Source organism: Burkholderia sp. WP42, assembly GCF_000745665.1.
In the GTDB taxonomy this organism is placed as follows: domain Bacteria; phylum Pseudomonadota; class Gammaproteobacteria; order Burkholderiales; family Burkholderiaceae; genus Burkholderia; species Burkholderia vietnamiensis.
The window spans coordinates 104437-119511 of record NZ_JQJT01000006.1 but is presented as its reverse complement, the minus strand read 5'-3'; the positions used below and the strand labels follow the sequence as shown (position 1 = coordinate 119511).

The following is a 15075-nucleotide window of genomic DNA, read 5'->3' as shown; positions in this document are numbered from 1 at the left end:
GGGCCGGCATGATGGAGAGTCTGCAGAGCCGTCTGCTGTCGCACCGGCTGGCGTCGGTGATTCGCGATTTCCACCAGCCGGTGATGATCTGGCAGGCGGCGATCCTCGTCGGCGCGCTGTGCTTCGCGTGGCTCGCCGCGCGCTTCGCGCACGCGCGCATCGACGCGCGCCGCCGGGCGGCCGGCCGTGCGCCCGGCGCGGGCGCGCAGAGCCTGCAGCGTGCGCTGTTTCCGCTGTTCGGCGGGGTGTTCGTCGGCATCGCGGAGCTCGGCTTCGAGCCGTTCATGTCGACGTCGCTGCTGTCGCTCGCGCTCGTGCCGCTGTTCGGCATCGGCTTGATCTACGTGCTGTTCTTCTTCGCGCGGCGCGTGTTCGCGCGCGACGGACACACGCATGCGTGGCTGTCGATCGTCGAGAAGATCGTGTCGAGCGTCGTTTGGGTCGCGATGGTGCTGACCGTGCTCGGCATCCAGCGCGACGTGCTCGGCTGGCTCGACAGCGTGCAGTTTCGCGTCGCGAACGCGCATCTGACGCTGCTGTCGGTGATCTCCGGCGCACTGTGGGTCTGTGTGACGCTGATGGTCGCGATGTGGCTCGGCTCGGTGCTGGAGGAGCGTCTTGCGCGCGCGACCACGCTCGACGCGAACCTGAAGGTCGTGATGTCGCGCGTCGGCCGCGCGCTGCTGGTGTTCGCGGCGGTCCTGATCGGCCTGTCGCTGGTCGGCATCGACGTGACCGTGCTCGGCGTGTTCGGCGGCGCGCTCGGCGTCGGCCTCGGCTTCGGCTTGCAGAAGATCGCCAGCAACTACGTATCGGGCTTCATCATCCTGCTCGATCGCTCGCTGCGGCTCGGCGATGCGATCAGCGTCGGCGGCCTGCAAGGCGTCGTCACGCAGATCCGCACGCGTTATACGGTCGTGCGCGGGCTGGACGGCAACGAGACGCTGATTCCGAACGAAAAACTGATCACGGACGTCGTGCAGAACCAGTCGTCGTACCTGACGCGCGGCTATGCGAAGCTCGCGGTCCAGGTCGCCTACACGAGCGACGTCGAGCAGGCACTCGCCTTGCTGGCAGAAGCGGCGCAGGGCGTGCCGCGCGTGCTCGACGAACCGGCGCCGACGCCGTATCTGGTCGGCTTCGGGGCGGACGGGATCGACCTCGAGCTGGGTTTCTGGATCGAGGATTCGGCGAAGGGCACGTCGGGCGTGCGTTCGGCCGTGAATCGCAACATCTGGCGGCTATTCACCGAGCACGGCGTCTCGATCCCGTTTCCGCAGCGGGAAGTGCGCGTGGTCGGGCTGCCGGACGGTTTGGGTTTTGGCGCGACCGGCGTGGTGGCGGAAGGCTCGCCGGTTTCGGCCGATGCCAGCACCACGGCCGGGCGTGCGTCGGCGGCGTAGCGGGGCGGGCCGCTGCGAGTCTGATGCAGCGGCGGCCACAATCGGATCGTTGGCCGTCGCCGGTCCGGAGGTGGACTATCGTCGTTGCGTCATGACAAGAAAATATTCATTTTTTACAAAGACTTGGAACGGTTGAAGTAAAATTCCGGTCTACACGCGGTATGCTTTCATTTTTCTGACGTCGGCTTGGCCGGCATCGCTCTCACCACAGGTAACTGCCTTGTTGAATTCCCTGCTCGATTTTCTTTCCCACGGGCTTCTGCGCTTTTCGTGGTGGCAGGTCGCGCTGTTCGCGCTGGCCGTCACGCACGTGACGATCATCGGCGTGACGGTGTATCTGCACCGCTGCCAGGCGCACCGCGCGCTGGAGCTGCATCCGATCGCCAGCCACTTCTTCCGCGTATGGCTGTGGATGACGACCGGCATGCTGACGGGTCAGTGGGCCGCGATCCACCGCAAGCATCACGCGAAGTGCGAAACCGAGGAAGACCCGCACAGCCCGCAGACGCGCGGCATCTGGAAGGTTTTCCTCGAAGGCGCCGAGCTGTATCGCGCCGAAGCGAAGAACGAGGAGACGATGCGCAAGTTCAGTCACGGCACGCCGAACGACTGGATCGAGCGCAACGTGTACTCGAAGTACCCGATCCTCGGCGTGAGCCTGATGATGGTGATCGACGTCGCGCTGTTCGGCGTGCTCGGTCTGACCGTGTGGGCCGTGCAGATGGTGTGGATCCCGTTCTGGGCCGCCGGTGTCGTGAACGGTTTCGGCCACTTCTGGGGCTACCGCAACTTCAACTCGGCCGATGCGAGCACGAACCTGTTCCCGTGGGGCATCGTGATCGGTGGCGAAGAGCTGCACAACAACCACCACACGTTCGCGACGTCGGCGAAGCTGTCGAACAAGTGGTACGAGTTCGACATCGGCTGGATGTACATCCGCATCATGTCGGCATTCGGCCTCGCGAAGGTGAAGAAGATCGCGCCGACGCCGCGCCTGAACAAGCCGAAGACGGTGCTCGACCAGGAAACGCTGCAGGCCGTGCTGTCGAACCGCTACGAAGTGATGGCGCGCTACGGCAAGGCCGTCAAGCGTGCGTACCGTCAGGAGCTTGCGCATCTGAAGGAGCTCGGTTCGCGTGACAAGTACCAGCTGATGCGCGGCGCGCGCAAGTGGTTCCACAAGGATGCCGACGGTCTCGACGAGCCGCAGAAGAAGCTGCTCCCGGAGATTTTCGCGAACAGCCAGAAGTTGCATACGTACTACCAGCTGCGCCAGGATCTGGCTGCGATCTGGGATCGCTCGACCGCATCGCGCGAACAGCTGCTCGCGCAATTGCAGGATTGGTGCCATCGCGCGGAACAAAGCGGCATCAAGTCGCTGCAGGAATTTGCGACGCGCCTGCGTCGCTACGCCTGATTCGAAATCGATTAGAATCTTAGGACGTCACAAACCCCGCGCTGGCGGGGTTTTTTCTTTTGGGCCGACGTTTTGTCCAGGTCGGATGAAGGCGGCGGAATAGGGTTGAAACTTCGGGCGACCGGGAAGTGTGGAGTTCACTTAGGAGCTGAAGCGCTAACGTGGGTCGACCGCGAAGCATGGGACCCACGTAAGCGCTAAAGCGCTAACGTGGGTCGACAGGAGATATGGAGATGGAATCGACGATCAAAGCCGTCGAGTACGACCGACCGGTCTCGGCCGGGACCGTCTGTAGCGTCGGGCAAGCATGGGCCAAAGTGCCCGATGCACCGTCCGCCGAAGAGCGCGCCGCTCTCAAGGCACGCATCAAGACGCTGCTCGCACGCGAAAAGGCCGTGCTGGTCGCCCACTATTATGTGGACGCCGAACTGCAGGAACTGGCCGACGAAACCGGCGGATGCGTCGCCGATTCGCTCGAAATGGCCCGCTTCGGCCGCGACCACGACGCACAAACGCTCGTCGTCGCCGGCGTGCGCTTCATGGGCGAAACCGCGAAGATCCTCAGCCCCGGCAAGCGCGTGCTGATGCCCGATCTCGACGCCACCTGCTCGCTCGACCTCGGCTGCCCGGCCGACGAATTCTCGGCGTTCTGCGACGCCCATCCCGATCGCACCGTCGTCGTCTACGCGAACACCAGCGCCGCCGTGAAAGCGCGCGCGGACTGGATGGTCACGTCGTCGATCGGCCTCGAGATCGTCGCCGACCTGCACGCACGCGGCGAAAAGATCATCTGGGCGCCGGATCGCCATCTCGGCAGCTATATCCAGAAGAAGACCGGCGCGGACATGCTGCTGTGGCAAGGCTCGTGCCTCGTGCACGACGAATTCAAAGGGATCGAGCTCGACTTGCTGCGCGCCGAATACCCGGACGCGAAGGTGCTCGTGCACCCCGAGTCGCCGGAAAACGTCGTCGCGCAGGCGGACGTCGTCGGTTCGACGACGCAGTTGATCGACGCCGCGGTGAAGCTCGACGCGACGCACTTCATCGTCGCGACCGATCTCGGCATCCTGCACAAGATGCAGCTCGCCGCACCGGGCAAGACCTTCATCGCCGCGCCGACGGCGGGCAACAGCGCAACCTGCAAGAGCTGCGCGCATTGCCCGTGGATGGCCATGAACGGCCTCGCGAACCTCGCCGACGTGCTCGAGCGCGGCCACAACGAGATCTTCGTCGATCCGGCGATCGCCGCGCGTGCGCGCGTGCCGATCGACCGGATGCTCGATTTCGCAGCGGCGCACAAGAAGCGCGTGCAGGCGAGCGGCGATCTGCAGCGCGATCAGCAACTGTTCGCGAACGTGGGGGCGGCATGAGCGACGCGGTATCCCCGCTGTTCGACAGCGTCCGTGTGCAATACGGCGCGGCATTCGACGAAGCGATCGCGCGCAACGTCGCCGACGCGATTGCCGAAGACGTCGGCGCCGGCGACCAGACCGGACGCCTCGTGCCGGCCGACGAGCGGCGGCGCGCGCGCATCATCGTCCGCGAGGAAGCGGTACTGTGCGGCGTGCCGTGGTTCGAGGCCGTGATCGCGCGCATCGATCCGTCGATCGTCGTGCAGTGGCGCTATCGCGAAGGCGACCGGATGACGGCCGACTCGACCGTCTGCGAGCTCGACGGGCCGGCGCGTGCGCTGCTCACCGCCGAGCGCAACGGCTTGAACTTCCTGCAGTTGCTGTCGGGCGTCGCGACGGCGACGCGCCGTTACGTCGATCGTGTCGAAGGCACGCGCGCGAAGATCCTCGATACGCGCAAGACGCTGCCGGGCCTGCGGCTCGCGCAGAAGTACGCGGTGCGCGTCGGCGGCGGCGAGAACCAGCGGCTCGCGCTGTACGACGGGATTCTGATCAAGGAAAACCACATCGCGGCGGCCGGCGGAGTGGGCGAGGCGCTCGACGCCGCGTTCGCGCTGAACGCCGGCGTGCCGGTGCAGATCGAGGTCGAGACGCTCGCGCAGCTCGACACGGCGCTCGCCCATGGCGCGCAGTCGGTGCTGCTCGACAACTTCACGCTCGACATGATGCGCGAGGCCGTGCGCGTCGCGGCCGGCAAGGCGGTGCTCGAAGTGTCGGGCGGCGTCTATTTCGATACGGTGCGCACGTTCGCGGAGACGGGCGTGGACCGCATCTCGATCGGCGCGCTGACGAAGGACGTGCGCGCAACGGACTATTCGATGCGCATCGTCGACTGAGCCCGACCTGCCGTCCGATAAAAAGGCCGCCGGCGCTTGCACGCCGGCGGCCTTTTTTGCGACCTGCGTAGCCGCTCAGCGGCGCGAGCGCGGCGTTAGCACGCTCGGCAGCGCCTTCGGCAGCGTGTGCGGCCAGTCGCGGCTGAAGTGCAGCCCGCGGCTTTCGCGGCGCGAATACGCGCTCTTCACGATCAGCGTCGCGACATCGACGAGATTGCGCAGTTCGAGCAGATCGCGCGTCACGCGGAAGTTCGCGTAATACTCCTGGATCTCGTCGCGCAGCAGCGACAGCCGGTGCTTCGCGCGTTCCAGGCGCTTGTCGGTGCGCACGATGCCGACGTAATTCCACATCAGGCGGCGCAGTTCGTCCCAGTTGTGCGCGACGACGACTTCCTCGTCCGCATCCGACACGCGGCTTTCGTCCCATGCGGGCAGCTCGGCCGGCGTCTGGGTGTCGAAGCCCGCCGCCTCGATCGCCTCGGCGGCCGCGCGGCCGATCACGAGACATTCGAGCAGCGAGTTGCTCGCGAGCCGGTTGGCGCCGTGCAGCCCGGTGTACGACGTTTCGCCGACCGCATACAGGCCGGTGAGGTCGGTGCGTCCGGCGAGGTCGGTGACGACGCCGCCGCACGTGTAGTGCGCGGCCGGCACGACCGGAATCGGCTGCTTCGCGATGTCGATGCCGAATTCGAGGCAGCGCGCGTGGATCGTCGGGAAGTGCTCGCGCAGGAACGCCTCCGGCTGATGGCTGATGTCGAGATACACGCAGTCGATGCCGCGCTTCTTGATTTCGAAGTCGATCGCGCGCGCGACGATGTCGCGCGGCGCCAGCTCGGCGCGCGGATCGTGCGCGGGCATGAAGCGCGTGCCGTCGGGCAGTTTCAGCAGGCCGCCTTCGCCGCGCACGGCTTCCGAAATCAGGAACGACTTCGCATACGGATGGAACAGGCAGGTCGGATGGAACTGGATGAACTCCATGTTCGACACGCGGCAGCCTGCGCGCCACGCCATCGCGATACCGTCGCCGGTCGCGGTGTCGGGATTGGTCGTGTAGAGATAGACCTTGCCGGCGCCACCGGTGGCGAGCACCGTGTGCGGCGCCTCGATGGTGATGGTGCGGTCGTTGTCGACGTCGAGCGCGTACAACCCGTGACAGCGCCGGCCGGGCAGGCCGAGCCGGTCCGACGTGATCAGGTCGATCGCGTGGTGGTTCTCGAAGAACGTGATGTTCGGATGCTGGCGTGCGCGCTCGGACAGCGTCGCGAGCACCGCATGGCCGGTCGCGTCGGCCGCGTGGATGATCCGGCGGTGGCTATGGCCGCCTTCGCGCGTGAGGTGGAAGCCAAGTTCGGCCGCGTCGTCCTTCGTGAACGGCACGCCGTGGGAGATCAGCCATTCGATCGCTTCTCGGCCGTGCTCGACGATGTAGCGCGTCGCGCCTTCGTCGCATAGCCCGCCGCCGGCGACGAGCGTGTCGTCGACATGATTCTCGATGCTGTCCGCCGAGTCGAGCACGGCGGCGATGCCGCCTTGTGCGTAGTCGCTGGCGCCTTCCATCATCGATCGTTTCGCGATCAGCGCGACGCGCCGCGTGCTGGCCAGATTCAGCGCGACCGACAGCCCTGCCAGGCCGCTGCCGACGATCGCCACATCGAATTTCATGCTATCTCCATCGTTACGCTTCAGGTCTCGTGCGCTCCGTCGGCCGTCGCGACGGAAAGGGGAGAGCATACCGCGTCGGGCTTGCATGTGCGTGCGGAAACGTGCGCGCAAAACGAAAAGCCCCGCATGTGCGGGGCTTTTCGGTCGCCGTCAGGCTGCAGAAACCAGGAGATTACTTGATCTTGGTTTCTTTGTATTCCACATGCTTGCGGACGACGGGATCGAACTTCTTGATCGCCATCTTTTCCGGCATGTTGCGCTTGTTCTTCGTGGTCGTGTAGAAATGACCCGTACCAGCGGTCGACTCGAGCTTGATCTTGTCGCGTGCGCCTTTTGCCATGATTGTGCTCCTTGGGCTTAGGCTTCGCCGCGTGCGCGCAGGTCAGCGAGCACGGAATCGATGCCGTTCTTGTCGATCAGGCGCAGGCCGGCGTTCGAAACGCGCAGGCGCACCCAGCGGTTTTCGCTCTCTACCCAGAACCGGCGGTTTTGCAGGTTCGGCAGGAAGCGGCGCTTCGTCTTGTTGTTGGCGTGGGAAACGTTGTTGCCGCTCATCGGCGCTTTCCCAGTTACTTGGCATACGCGTGCCATGAGAGCACTCCTAATACGCTAAATTCGGGGTTCGATCGCCGGTGAAGGTTCTCATCGCACCGCCACGTGATCCATGGCTGCACTCAGAACGCCGAAGCCCTTACAGACAAGGCCCTTCGATGGCTAGAACTGGTTGGAAAAAAGACAGACGGCGATTCTAGCAGAAAAAGTTCAGAAAAATCAAACCTAATTTCGCGTTGCCGTCGCGGCGACCCGCAAACGGTTCGCCGGGCCACAGTCTACAGCCAACCGGCGCGTGCGAAGGAAAATGTATCGGCCGTGCCGACCACGACGTGATCGAGCAGCTTCGCGTCGACGAGCGCGAGCGCCTCGTGCAGCACGCGCGTGAGCCGACGGTCTTCCGCGCTCGGCTGCACGGCGCCCGACGGATGATTGTGCGCGATGATCAGCGACGCGGCATTGAGCATCAGCGCGCGCCGCACGATTTCGCGCGGATAGACGGCCATCCGCGTGAGCGAGCCGCGCGCGCTTTCCTCGACCTCGATGAGGCCGTGCCGCGCATCCAGATACAGCGTGACGAACACTTCGTACGGGCGCATGCCGATCCTGAGCCGCAGATAGTCCTCCACCGCGCCGGGCGAGTCGATCGGCATCCGCCTGCGCGCCTTCTCGACCAGCGCGCGCCGCGTGATCTCGGTCACGGCGATCAGCACCGCGGCGCGCGCGTCGCCGATGCCGGGATGCGTGGTGAATACGCCGGGCTGCGCATCGAGCATGTCGCGCAGCGAGTCGCCGAACCGGGCGAGCAGGGCGCGCGCGCTGTCGAACACGTCGCGGCCGCCGCCGCCGGTGCCGAGCAGCAGCGCGACCAGTTCCGCGTCGGTCAGCGCCGCCGGCCCGCGTTCGAGCAGCCGCTCGCGCGGCAGGTGCGGCTTCCAGTTCCGCGCGCGCCGCTTGCGCGGCCACTCGATGGCGACCCGGTGGGCCGGAGCGGGCGCGGGGTCCGCGAGGTCGCGACATTCCGTCGCCGGGGCGGCGACGCAGGATGAAGGCATGTTCGAAACTCCAATGGCGGCGGGCACGGGCGCGACGTCGTCGCACTTTCAGCCTTGCGCGCGAAGGTGACTTACAATATTGACTTTGCGCCGGGCCTTGCGGCCCGTTCGGGCGCCGACGAACACGAGTCATTCATGAGCCTCATCGATCTATCCGAAGTGAAGCCCGGTTCCCATGTCACGCTGCATTACCGGCTTGCGCTGGCCGACGGCGCCGACATCGTCAACACCTTTTCCGACAAGCCAGCCACGCTGCTGCTCGGCGCTGGACAACTGGCGCCGTCGCTGGAACAGATTCTGCTCGGGCTGCGGGTCGGCGACCATTCGACTTTTCAGCTAACGCCGGAGCAAGGGTTCGGTCCCCGCAATCCCGAGATGCTGCAGCGCGTGACGCTGTCGACGCTGCGTGAGAACGGCATGGTCGGCGAAGACTTCACGCCGGGCGACCTGATCGAATTCAACGCGCCGGACGGCGGCCGCTATGCAGGTGTGCTGAAGGAAGTCAGCGAAACCTCGGCCCTGTTCGATTTCAATCATCCGCTCGCGGGCCAAGCGCTCACGTTCGAAGTGAAAATCATCGGAATTCTGTAACCATGAGCAACACCGATACGCTGCCCGGGCAGACCGTCGCAGCCGATGCCGAAATCCTGCTGGCACAGCCGCGCGGCTTCTGCGCCGGTGTCGACCGCGCGATTGAGATCGTCGAGCGCGCGATTGCGATGCACGGTGCACCGATCTACGTGCGTCACGAAATCGTCCACAACAAGTACGTGGTCGAGGATCTGAGGAAGAAGGGCGCGATCTTCGTCGAAGAGCTCGAGGAAGTGCCGGCCGGCAACACGGTGATCTTCAGTGCGCATGGCGTGTCGAAAGCCGTGCGCGACGAGGCCGACGTGCGCGGACTGCGCATTTACGACGCGACCTGCCCGCTCGTCACGAAAGTGCACGTCGAAGTCGCGAAGATGCGCCAGGACGGCGTCGACATCGTGATGATCGGCCACAAGGGCCACCCGGAAGTCGAAGGCACGATGGGGCAGGTCGAGCGCGGCATGCATCTGGTCGAAAGCGTCGAGGACGTCCAGAAGCTCGAACTCGCCGATCCCGAGCGCATCGCACTCGTCACGCAAACGACGCTGTCCGTTGACGACGCAGCCGAAATCATCGGCGCGCTGAAGGCGAAGTACCCGAAGATCCGCGAGCCGAAGAAGCAGGACATCTGCTATGCGACGCAGAACCGCCAGGACGCGGTGAAGTTCATGGCGCCGCAGTGCGACGTCGTGATCGTGGTCGGCAGCCCGAACAGTTCGAATTCCAGCCGCCTGCGCGAAGTCGCGGAGAAGCGCGGCGTGGCCGCGTACATGGTCGACGCGCCCGAGCAGATCGATCCGGCGTGGGTCGCCGGCAAGCGCCGCATCGGCGTGACGGCCGGCGCATCGGCGCCGGAAGTGCTCGCGCAGGCCGTGATCGCCCGGCTGCGCGAACTCGGCGTGCGCAATGTCCGCGCACTCGAAGGCATCGAGGAAAACGTGGCGTTTCCGCTGCCGCGCGGGCTGAATCTGCCGCCCGCCGCCTGATTGTCCGCTCCGCTTTCGCAATACCCGAAGCGCGCCTCCCGGCGCGCTTTTTTTTGCACCGCGAAAATGCGGGCGCAACCATTATTCACACCATTGGTGCAACCGGGTTGCTATCCGCGCGATTAAGCCCCTCTCAAAATTGGTTGCAATGCAGGAAAACCCCATCGCATCAGGATTATTGGCGTCTTGTAAATGGAGTTACAATGCGCCCGTTTTCAGGCCGGAATGGCTTTGAAATCGGGTTTTGGCAAGGCGCGGGAGACCTATTCAATGCATGTGAAGTTGGTGTACGCCATGTCCGTCGCCGCACCGGTTGCAATGCTCGGCCGGGGCAGCAAAAAGAGCGATGGCAGGGCAGTAGTGGCATATGCGGTTCCGGCAGCCAACGACGTGCGCGTTGCCATCACCGGTCATGCGCGGCGGGCCGTGTGCCGCATCGCGCAATCGGACAGTGACACGGATAACGGGGCAGGTTTGGCGAGCGACGCATTCAACGCGCAGCGCCCGAAGCACGGCATGCATTCGGCACGGTGCGCCGCGCGCGGCAGCGCAACGGGCACGGCGATTGCCGCAGCCCGCGCGGGCAACCGCGAGGCGACGACGGCGGCACGCGGCACACCGCCGGCGCGTGCGCTTTGCGGCCAGATTCGCGGCAAGACCCGCGGCAACGCAGGCGACGTGCAGATGGCACCGCTCTCCTTTCATATCGATTCGACCTGGCCGCGTGTCGGCACGACGCATCGCGTCGCGGCCGGCGGCCTGCTTCGGTCCATGAATTCCGACGCGTGCCGGACGAAAGTCGGGCGCGTTCTTCGCGCAGCCGGTTCCGGCGCCGCGCGGGCAGCGGACGGCGGGCTTGCAGCGCAGGCGGCGCCGTTCGGCATCGGAGTACAAACCCTTGGCGACATCGGCGCGTGCGTCGGCAAGGTGGTCGAGCCCGCGGGCGACGCGGCGCGGAACCTGATCGGCCCGGACACGGCGTTCGCCGCGGCCCGGACGGAAAAAGGCACGGATTCCGGACAGCCGGACGCCGGGCGTGTCGGCACGCTGCCCTACGACTTCAAGGAGGCCAAGTACACCGTCCTCGACGTCGTGACGATTTAGCGACAGGACTCATGACGGCACCGAAACAGTGCGGTGCCGTTTTTGTATCCGCTCCGGCGGCAAGCCCGGCCGTACAGGCCGGGCGGTGCGCGCCGGGACGATCCACCCTTACCGGTATCGACTAGTACCCGCAGTGTCGCCGAGAAGGCGCGATTCCTCGCTTACCCGCGGGGCGCAACGTCATCCGGCAGCATGGGCCAAGGAGCTTTAAATGGATATTTTCATCCAACAGATCCTCAACGGGCTGGTGCTCGGCAGTGTGTACGCCATCATCGCGTTGGGTTACACGATGGTGTACGGCATTCTCGGCATCATCAACTTCGCGCACGGCGACGTGCTGATGATCGGCGCAATGGTCGCCCTGTCGGCGATCACCGTGCTGCAGAATCACTTCCCCCAACTCGGCAACGTCGCGACGCTGACGATCGGCCTGGGTATCGCGGCGGTCGTCTGCGCGTGCGTGGGCTACACGATCGAGCGCGTCGCATACCGGCCGCTGCGCCGCGCGCCGCGTCTCGCACCGCTGATCACCGCAATCGGCGTGTCGATCCTGCTGCAGACGGCCGCGATGATCATCTGGTCGCGTAACCCGCTGCCGTTCCCGCAATTGCTGCCGACCGATCCGATCAACGTGATCAAGGCAACCGACACGACGCCGGGCGCCGTGATCTCGGTGACCGAAATCGTGATCATCGCGGTGGCGTTCATCGTGATGGCCGGCCTGCTGCTGCTGGTGCACAAGACCAAGCTCGGCCGCGCGATGCGTGCGATCGCCGAAAGCCCGAACACCGCGAGCCTGATGGGCGTGAACCCGAACTTCGTGATCTCGGCGACGTTCATGATCGGCTCCGCGCTCGCCGCGCTGGCCGGCGTGATGATCGCGTCCGAATACGGCAACGTGCACTTCTACATGGGCTTCATCCCCGGCATGAAGGCGTTCACCGCGGCGGTGCTCGGCGGGATCGGCAACCTCGGCGGCGCGATGGTCGGCGGCGTGGTGCTCGGTCTGATCGAGCAGTTGGGTGCGGGCTACATCGGCAACCTCACGGGCGGCGTGTTCGGCAGTAACTACCAGGACGTGTTCGCGTTCGTGGTGCTGATCATCGTGCTGGTGTTCCGTCCGTCGGGCCTGCTGGGCGAACGTGTCGCGGACCGCGCGTAACGGAAGGGGAGCAAACAACATGACATCCATTCAACCGATCGAATCGTCGACGTCGCTCGTCGAAGAGCGCAACACGACGAAGACCGTCCTCATCGGCATCCTGACCGCGGCCTTCGTGATCGCCGCGCCGATCATCATCGGCTCGGCAGGCGGCAACTACTGGGTCCGCGTGCTCGACTTCGCGATGCTGTACGTGATGCTCGCGCTGGGCCTGAACGTCGTGGTCGGCTTCGCCGGCCTGCTCGACCTGGGCTACATCGCGTTCTACGCGGTGGGCGCCTACACGGCCGCGCTGCTGAGCTCGCCGCACCTGACCTCGCAGTTCGAGTGGATCGCGGCGCTCGCGCCGAACGGGCTGCACATCCCGTTCCTGATCATCGTGCCGATCGCGATGGCGCTGGCGGCGACCTTCGGGATCCTGCTCGGTGCGCCGACGCTGCGCCTGCGCGGCGACTACCTGGCCATCGTGACGCTCGGCTTCGGTGAAATCGTCCGGATCTTCATGAACAACCTCGACCGTCCGGTGAACATCACGAACGGCCCGAAGGGGATCACGGGTATCGATCCGGTGCACATCGGCGGCTTCAACCTGTCGCAGACGCACTCGCTCTTCGGCTTCCAGCTGCCGTCGGTCTACATGTATTACTACCTGTTCGTGCTGTGCTCGCTGCTGGTGATCTGGGTCTGTACGCGTCTGCAGCACTCGCGTATCGGCCGTGCATGGGCGGCGATCCGCGAAGACGAAATCGCGGCGAAGGCGATGGGCATCAACACCCGTAACGTGAAGCTGCTCGCGTTCGCGATGGGCGCATCGTTCGGCGGCCTGTCGGGCGCGATGTTCGGCGCGTTCCAGGGCTTCGTGTCGCCCGAGTCGTTCACGTTCTGGGAATCGATCGTCGTGCTCGCATGCGTCGTGCTCGGCGGCATGGGCCACATCCCCGGCGTGATCCTCGGCGCGGTGCTGCTCGCGATCTTCCCGGAATTCCTGCGTTCGACGATGAGCCCGCTGCAGCACGCGCTGTTCGGCCACGACATCGTCGACACCGAAGTGATCCGTCAGGCGCTGTACGGCCTCGCGATGGTCGTCATCATGCTGTATCGCTCCGAAGGCCTGTGGCCGGCGCCGAAGCATGAGGACAAGATCGCGAAACTGGCGAAGCGCAACAGCAAGAAGCCGGTGCGCGCTTAACCAACGGACAAGGGGATATCACACATGAGCGACAAGCAAATCCGATTGTCCGTCCAGGGCGTGAACAAGCGCTTCGGCGGCCTGCAGGCGCTGTCCGACGTCGGCCTCCAGATCAGGGAAGGCGAGATCTACGGGCTGATCGGCCCGAACGGCGCCGGCAAGACCACGTTCTTCAACGTGATCACCGGCCTCTACACGCCGGACTCCGGCGACTTCAAGCTGGACGGCCAGAACTACACGCCGACGGCCGTGCACCAGGTCGCGAAGGCCGGCATCGCCCGTACGTTCCAGAACATTCGCCTGTTCGGCGGGATGACGGCGCTCGAGAACGTGATGGTGGGCCGCCACGTGCGCACCAAGCACGGCCTGCTCGGCGCAGTGTTCCAGACGCCGGCCGAGCGCCAGGAAGAGCGCGAGATCAAGGAGCGCGCGATCGAGCTGCTCGATTACGTGGGCGTGCTGCAGTACGCGGACTACACGTCGCGCAACCTGTCGTACGGCCACCAGCGCCGTCTCGAGATCGCCCGTGCGCTCGCGACCGATCCGAAGCTGCTCGCGCTCGACGAGCCGGCGGCCGGGATGAACGCGACCGAGAAGGTCGAACTCACGCGCCTGCTCGACAAGATCCGCTCGGACGGCCGCACGATCCTGCTGATCGAGCACGACGTGAAGCTCGTGATGGGTCTGTGCAACCGGATGACGGTGCTCGATTACGGCAAGGTGATCGCCGAGGGTCTGCCGCAGGACGTGCAGAAGGATCCGAAGGTGATTGAGGCATATCTCGGCGCAGGGGTGCACTGATGGCAGCGGCAATGTTGAAAATCAAGGGCTTGCAGGTCAACTACGGCGGCATCCAGGCCGTCAAGGGCGTTGACATGGAAGTTCGCCAGGGCGAGCTCGTGACGCTGATCGGCGCGAACGGCGCAGGCAAGACCACGACGATGAAGGCGATCACCGGCCTGAAGCCGTACTCGGCGGGCGACATCGAGTACGAGGGCAAGTCGATCAAGGGCATTCCGCCGCACGAGCTACTCAAGCGCGGCCTCGCGATGGTGCCGGAAGGCCGCGGGATCTTCGCGCGGATGTCGATCATCGAGAACATGCAGATGGGCGCCTATCTGCGCAACGACAAGGACCAGATCAAGAAGGACGTCGACCGCATGTTCGGCTTCTTCCCGCGTCTGAAGGAGCGTGCGACGCAGCTCGCCGGCACGCTGTCGGGCGGCGAGCAGCAGATGCTCGCGATGTCGCGCGCGATCCTGTCGAAGCCGAAGCTGCTGCTGCTCGACGAGCCGTCGATGGGTCTGTCGCCGATCATGGTCGAGAAGATCTTCGAAGTGGTGCGCGAGATCTCGAAGGAAGGGATCACGGTGCTGCTGGTCGAGCAGAACGCACGCCTCGCGCTGCAGGCCGCCGACCGTGGCTACGTGATGGATTCCGGCACGGTGACGATGGAAGGCGACGCGAAGCAGATGCTCGACGACCCGAAGGTGCGCGCCGCGTATCTGGGCGAATGACCGCCGCGGCGAGGCGCCGGCGCATGCCGGCGCGTCGCCGGGTGCTTTCGAAAGGCTGTCACGGGATACCGTGGCAGCCTTTTTTCATGCGGTGCACCGCGCGGCGAACTGTGCGCGCGGATGCGACTCCATTGTCTCGACAGGGCGCAAGCCGGGCAGGCGAACGCCGGCAGGCGGCGCTGCGCAAACCGA

15 protein-coding genes are annotated in these 15075 nt (G+C 65.3%); 11 read left to right on the top strand and 4 right to left on the bottom strand.

The window, feature by feature from the left end; translation table 11 throughout:
• Positions 1 to 11: 11 nt before the first annotated feature.
• The 4 genes from EX20_RS02795 to nadC all read left to right on the top strand — a co-directional run bounded on the left by EX20_RS02795 (position 12) and on the right by nadC (position 5068).
• The gene (locus EX20_RS02795; protein WP_034192627.1) at positions 12 to 1403 is read left to right on the top strand and encodes a mechanosensitive ion channel family protein; all 1392 of its coding nucleotides are present in this window, start codon (positions 12 to 14) and stop codon (positions 1401 to 1403) included.
• Positions 1404 to 1623: 220 nt separating this feature from the next.
• Positions 1624 to 2820, top strand: a complete 1197-nt coding sequence (locus EX20_RS02790; RefSeq protein WP_011885769.1) for a DesA family fatty acid desaturase — start codon at positions 1624 to 1626, stop codon at positions 2818 to 2820.
• A 233-nt stretch (positions 2821 to 3053) separates the two neighbouring features.
• The gene (nadA, locus tag EX20_RS02785; RefSeq protein ID WP_034192626.1) at positions 3054 to 4190 is read left to right on the top strand and encodes a quinolinate synthase NadA; all 1137 of its coding nucleotides are present in this window, start codon (positions 3054 to 3056) and stop codon (positions 4188 to 4190) included.
• The gene (gene nadC / locus EX20_RS02780) at positions 4187 to 5068 is read left to right on the top strand and encodes a carboxylating nicotinate-nucleotide diphosphorylase (RefSeq protein ID WP_011885767.1); all 882 of its coding nucleotides are present in this window, start codon (positions 4187 to 4189) and stop codon (positions 5066 to 5068) included. The genes nadA and nadC overlap by 4 nt, the downstream gene beginning before the upstream one ends.
• Before the next feature lie 75 nt (positions 5069 to 5143).
• Here nadC and nadB read toward each other — a convergent pair whose 3' ends face one another.
• From nadB to radC, 4 genes are all read right to left on the bottom strand, one after another.
• On the bottom strand, positions 5144 to 6730 hold the full coding sequence (nadB, locus tag EX20_RS02775) for an L-aspartate oxidase (protein WP_034192625.1): 1587 nt from the start codon (positions 6728 to 6730) through the stop codon (positions 5144 to 5146).
• Between the two features lie 172 nt (positions 6731 to 6902).
• Positions 6903 to 7070, bottom strand: a complete 168-nt coding sequence (gene rpmG / locus EX20_RS02770) for a 50S ribosomal protein L33 (protein ID WP_006478046.1) — start codon at positions 7068 to 7070, stop codon at positions 6903 to 6905.
• A 17-nt stretch (positions 7071 to 7087) separates the two neighbouring features.
• The gene (gene rpmB, locus EX20_RS02765) at positions 7088 to 7321 is read right to left on the bottom strand and encodes a 50S ribosomal protein L28 (RefSeq protein WP_004186391.1); all 234 of its coding nucleotides are present in this window, start codon (positions 7319 to 7321) and stop codon (positions 7088 to 7090) included.
• 239 nt (positions 7322 to 7560) lie between these two features.
• Positions 7561 to 8337, bottom strand: a complete 777-nt coding sequence (gene radC / locus EX20_RS02760) for a RadC family protein (protein WP_011885765.1) — start codon at positions 8335 to 8337, stop codon at positions 7561 to 7563.
• Positions 8338 to 8472: 135 nt separating this feature from the next.
• Here radC and EX20_RS02755 point away from each other — a divergent pair, with 135 nt between their 5' ends.
• The 7 genes from EX20_RS02755 to EX20_RS02725 all read left to right on the top strand — a co-directional run bounded on the left by EX20_RS02755 (position 8473) and on the right by EX20_RS02725 (position 14883).
• The gene (locus EX20_RS02755; RefSeq protein WP_011885764.1) at positions 8473 to 8928 is read left to right on the top strand and encodes an FKBP-type peptidyl-prolyl cis-trans isomerase; all 456 of its coding nucleotides are present in this window, start codon (positions 8473 to 8475) and stop codon (positions 8926 to 8928) included.
• A 2-nt stretch (positions 8929 to 8930) separates the two neighbouring features.
• Positions 8931 to 9911: a 4-hydroxy-3-methylbut-2-enyl diphosphate reductase gene (gene ispH, locus EX20_RS02750; RefSeq protein WP_011885763.1), complete on the top strand. Its 981-nt coding sequence runs from the start codon at positions 8931 to 8933 to the stop codon at positions 9909 to 9911.
• A 270-nt stretch (positions 9912 to 10181) separates the two neighbouring features.
• Positions 10182 to 11015 carry a hypothetical protein gene (locus tag EX20_RS02745; RefSeq protein WP_034192624.1) on the top strand — a complete coding sequence of 278 codons (834 nt, stop codon included), beginning with the start codon at positions 10182 to 10184 and terminating at the stop codon, positions 11013 to 11015.
• 211 nt (positions 11016 to 11226) lie between these two features.
• Positions 11227 to 12177, top strand: coding sequence for a branched-chain amino acid ABC transporter permease (locus tag EX20_RS02740; protein WP_011885761.1), 951 nt, complete (start codon positions 11227 to 11229; stop codon positions 12175 to 12177).
• A gap of 19 nt (positions 12178 to 12196) precedes the next feature.
• Complete coding sequence (locus EX20_RS02735; protein ID WP_011885760.1) at positions 12197 to 13366, top strand: ABC transporter permease subunit; 1170 nt, start codon at positions 12197 to 12199, stop codon at positions 13364 to 13366.
• Positions 13367 to 13390: 24 nt separating this feature from the next.
• Positions 13391 to 14167 carry an ABC transporter ATP-binding protein gene (locus EX20_RS02730; RefSeq protein ID WP_011885759.1) on the top strand — a complete coding sequence of 259 codons (777 nt, stop codon included), beginning with the start codon at positions 13391 to 13393 and terminating at the stop codon, positions 14165 to 14167.
• On the top strand, positions 14167 to 14883 hold the full coding sequence (locus tag EX20_RS02725) for an ABC transporter ATP-binding protein (RefSeq protein ID WP_011885758.1): 717 nt from the start codon (positions 14167 to 14169) through the stop codon (positions 14881 to 14883). Before EX20_RS02730 ends, EX20_RS02725 begins: the two co-directional genes overlap by 1 nt.
• The last annotated feature ends 192 nt before the right edge of the window (positions 14884 to 15075 follow it).

Coding starts and splice junctions, on each gene's coding strand:
- EX20_RS02795 (WP_034192627.1), top strand. CDS start 12: ATGGAGAGTCTGCAGAGCCGTCTGCTGTCGCACCGGCTGGCGTCGGTG.
- nadA (WP_034192626.1), top strand. CDS start 3,054: ATGGAATCGACGATCAAAGCCGTCGAGTACGACCGACCGGTCTCGGCC.
- nadC (WP_011885767.1), top strand. CDS start 4,187: ATGAGCGACGCGGTATCCCCGCTGTTCGACAGCGTCCGTGTGCAATAC.
- nadB (WP_034192625.1), bottom strand. CDS start 6,730: ATGAAATTCGATGTGGCGATCGTCGGCAGCGGCCTGGCAGGGCTGTCG.
- rpmG (WP_006478046.1), bottom strand. CDS start 7,070: ATGGCAAAAGGCGCACGCGACAAGATCAAGCTCGAGTCGACCGCTGGT.
- rpmB (WP_004186391.1), bottom strand. CDS start 7,321: ATGGCACGCGTATGCCAAGTAACTGGGAAAGCGCCGATGAGCGGCAAC.
- radC (WP_011885765.1), bottom strand. CDS start 8,337: ATGCCTTCATCCTGCGTCGCCGCCCCGGCGACGGAATGTCGCGACCTC.
- EX20_RS02755 (WP_011885764.1), top strand. CDS start 8,473: ATGAGCCTCATCGATCTATCCGAAGTGAAGCCCGGTTCCCATGTCACG.
- ispH (WP_011885763.1), top strand. CDS start 8,931: ATGAGCAACACCGATACGCTGCCCGGGCAGACCGTCGCAGCCGATGCC.
- EX20_RS02745 (WP_034192624.1), top strand. CDS start 10,182: ATGCATGTGAAGTTGGTGTACGCCATGTCCGTCGCCGCACCGGTTGCA.
- EX20_RS02740 (WP_011885761.1), top strand. CDS start 11,227: ATGGATATTTTCATCCAACAGATCCTCAACGGGCTGGTGCTCGGCAGT.
- EX20_RS02735 (WP_011885760.1), top strand. CDS start 12,197: ATGACATCCATTCAACCGATCGAATCGTCGACGTCGCTCGTCGAAGAG.
- EX20_RS02730 (WP_011885759.1), top strand. CDS start 13,391: ATGAGCGACAAGCAAATCCGATTGTCCGTCCAGGGCGTGAACAAGCGC.
- EX20_RS02725 (WP_011885758.1), top strand. CDS start 14,167: ATGGCAGCGGCAATGTTGAAAATCAAGGGCTTGCAGGTCAACTACGGC.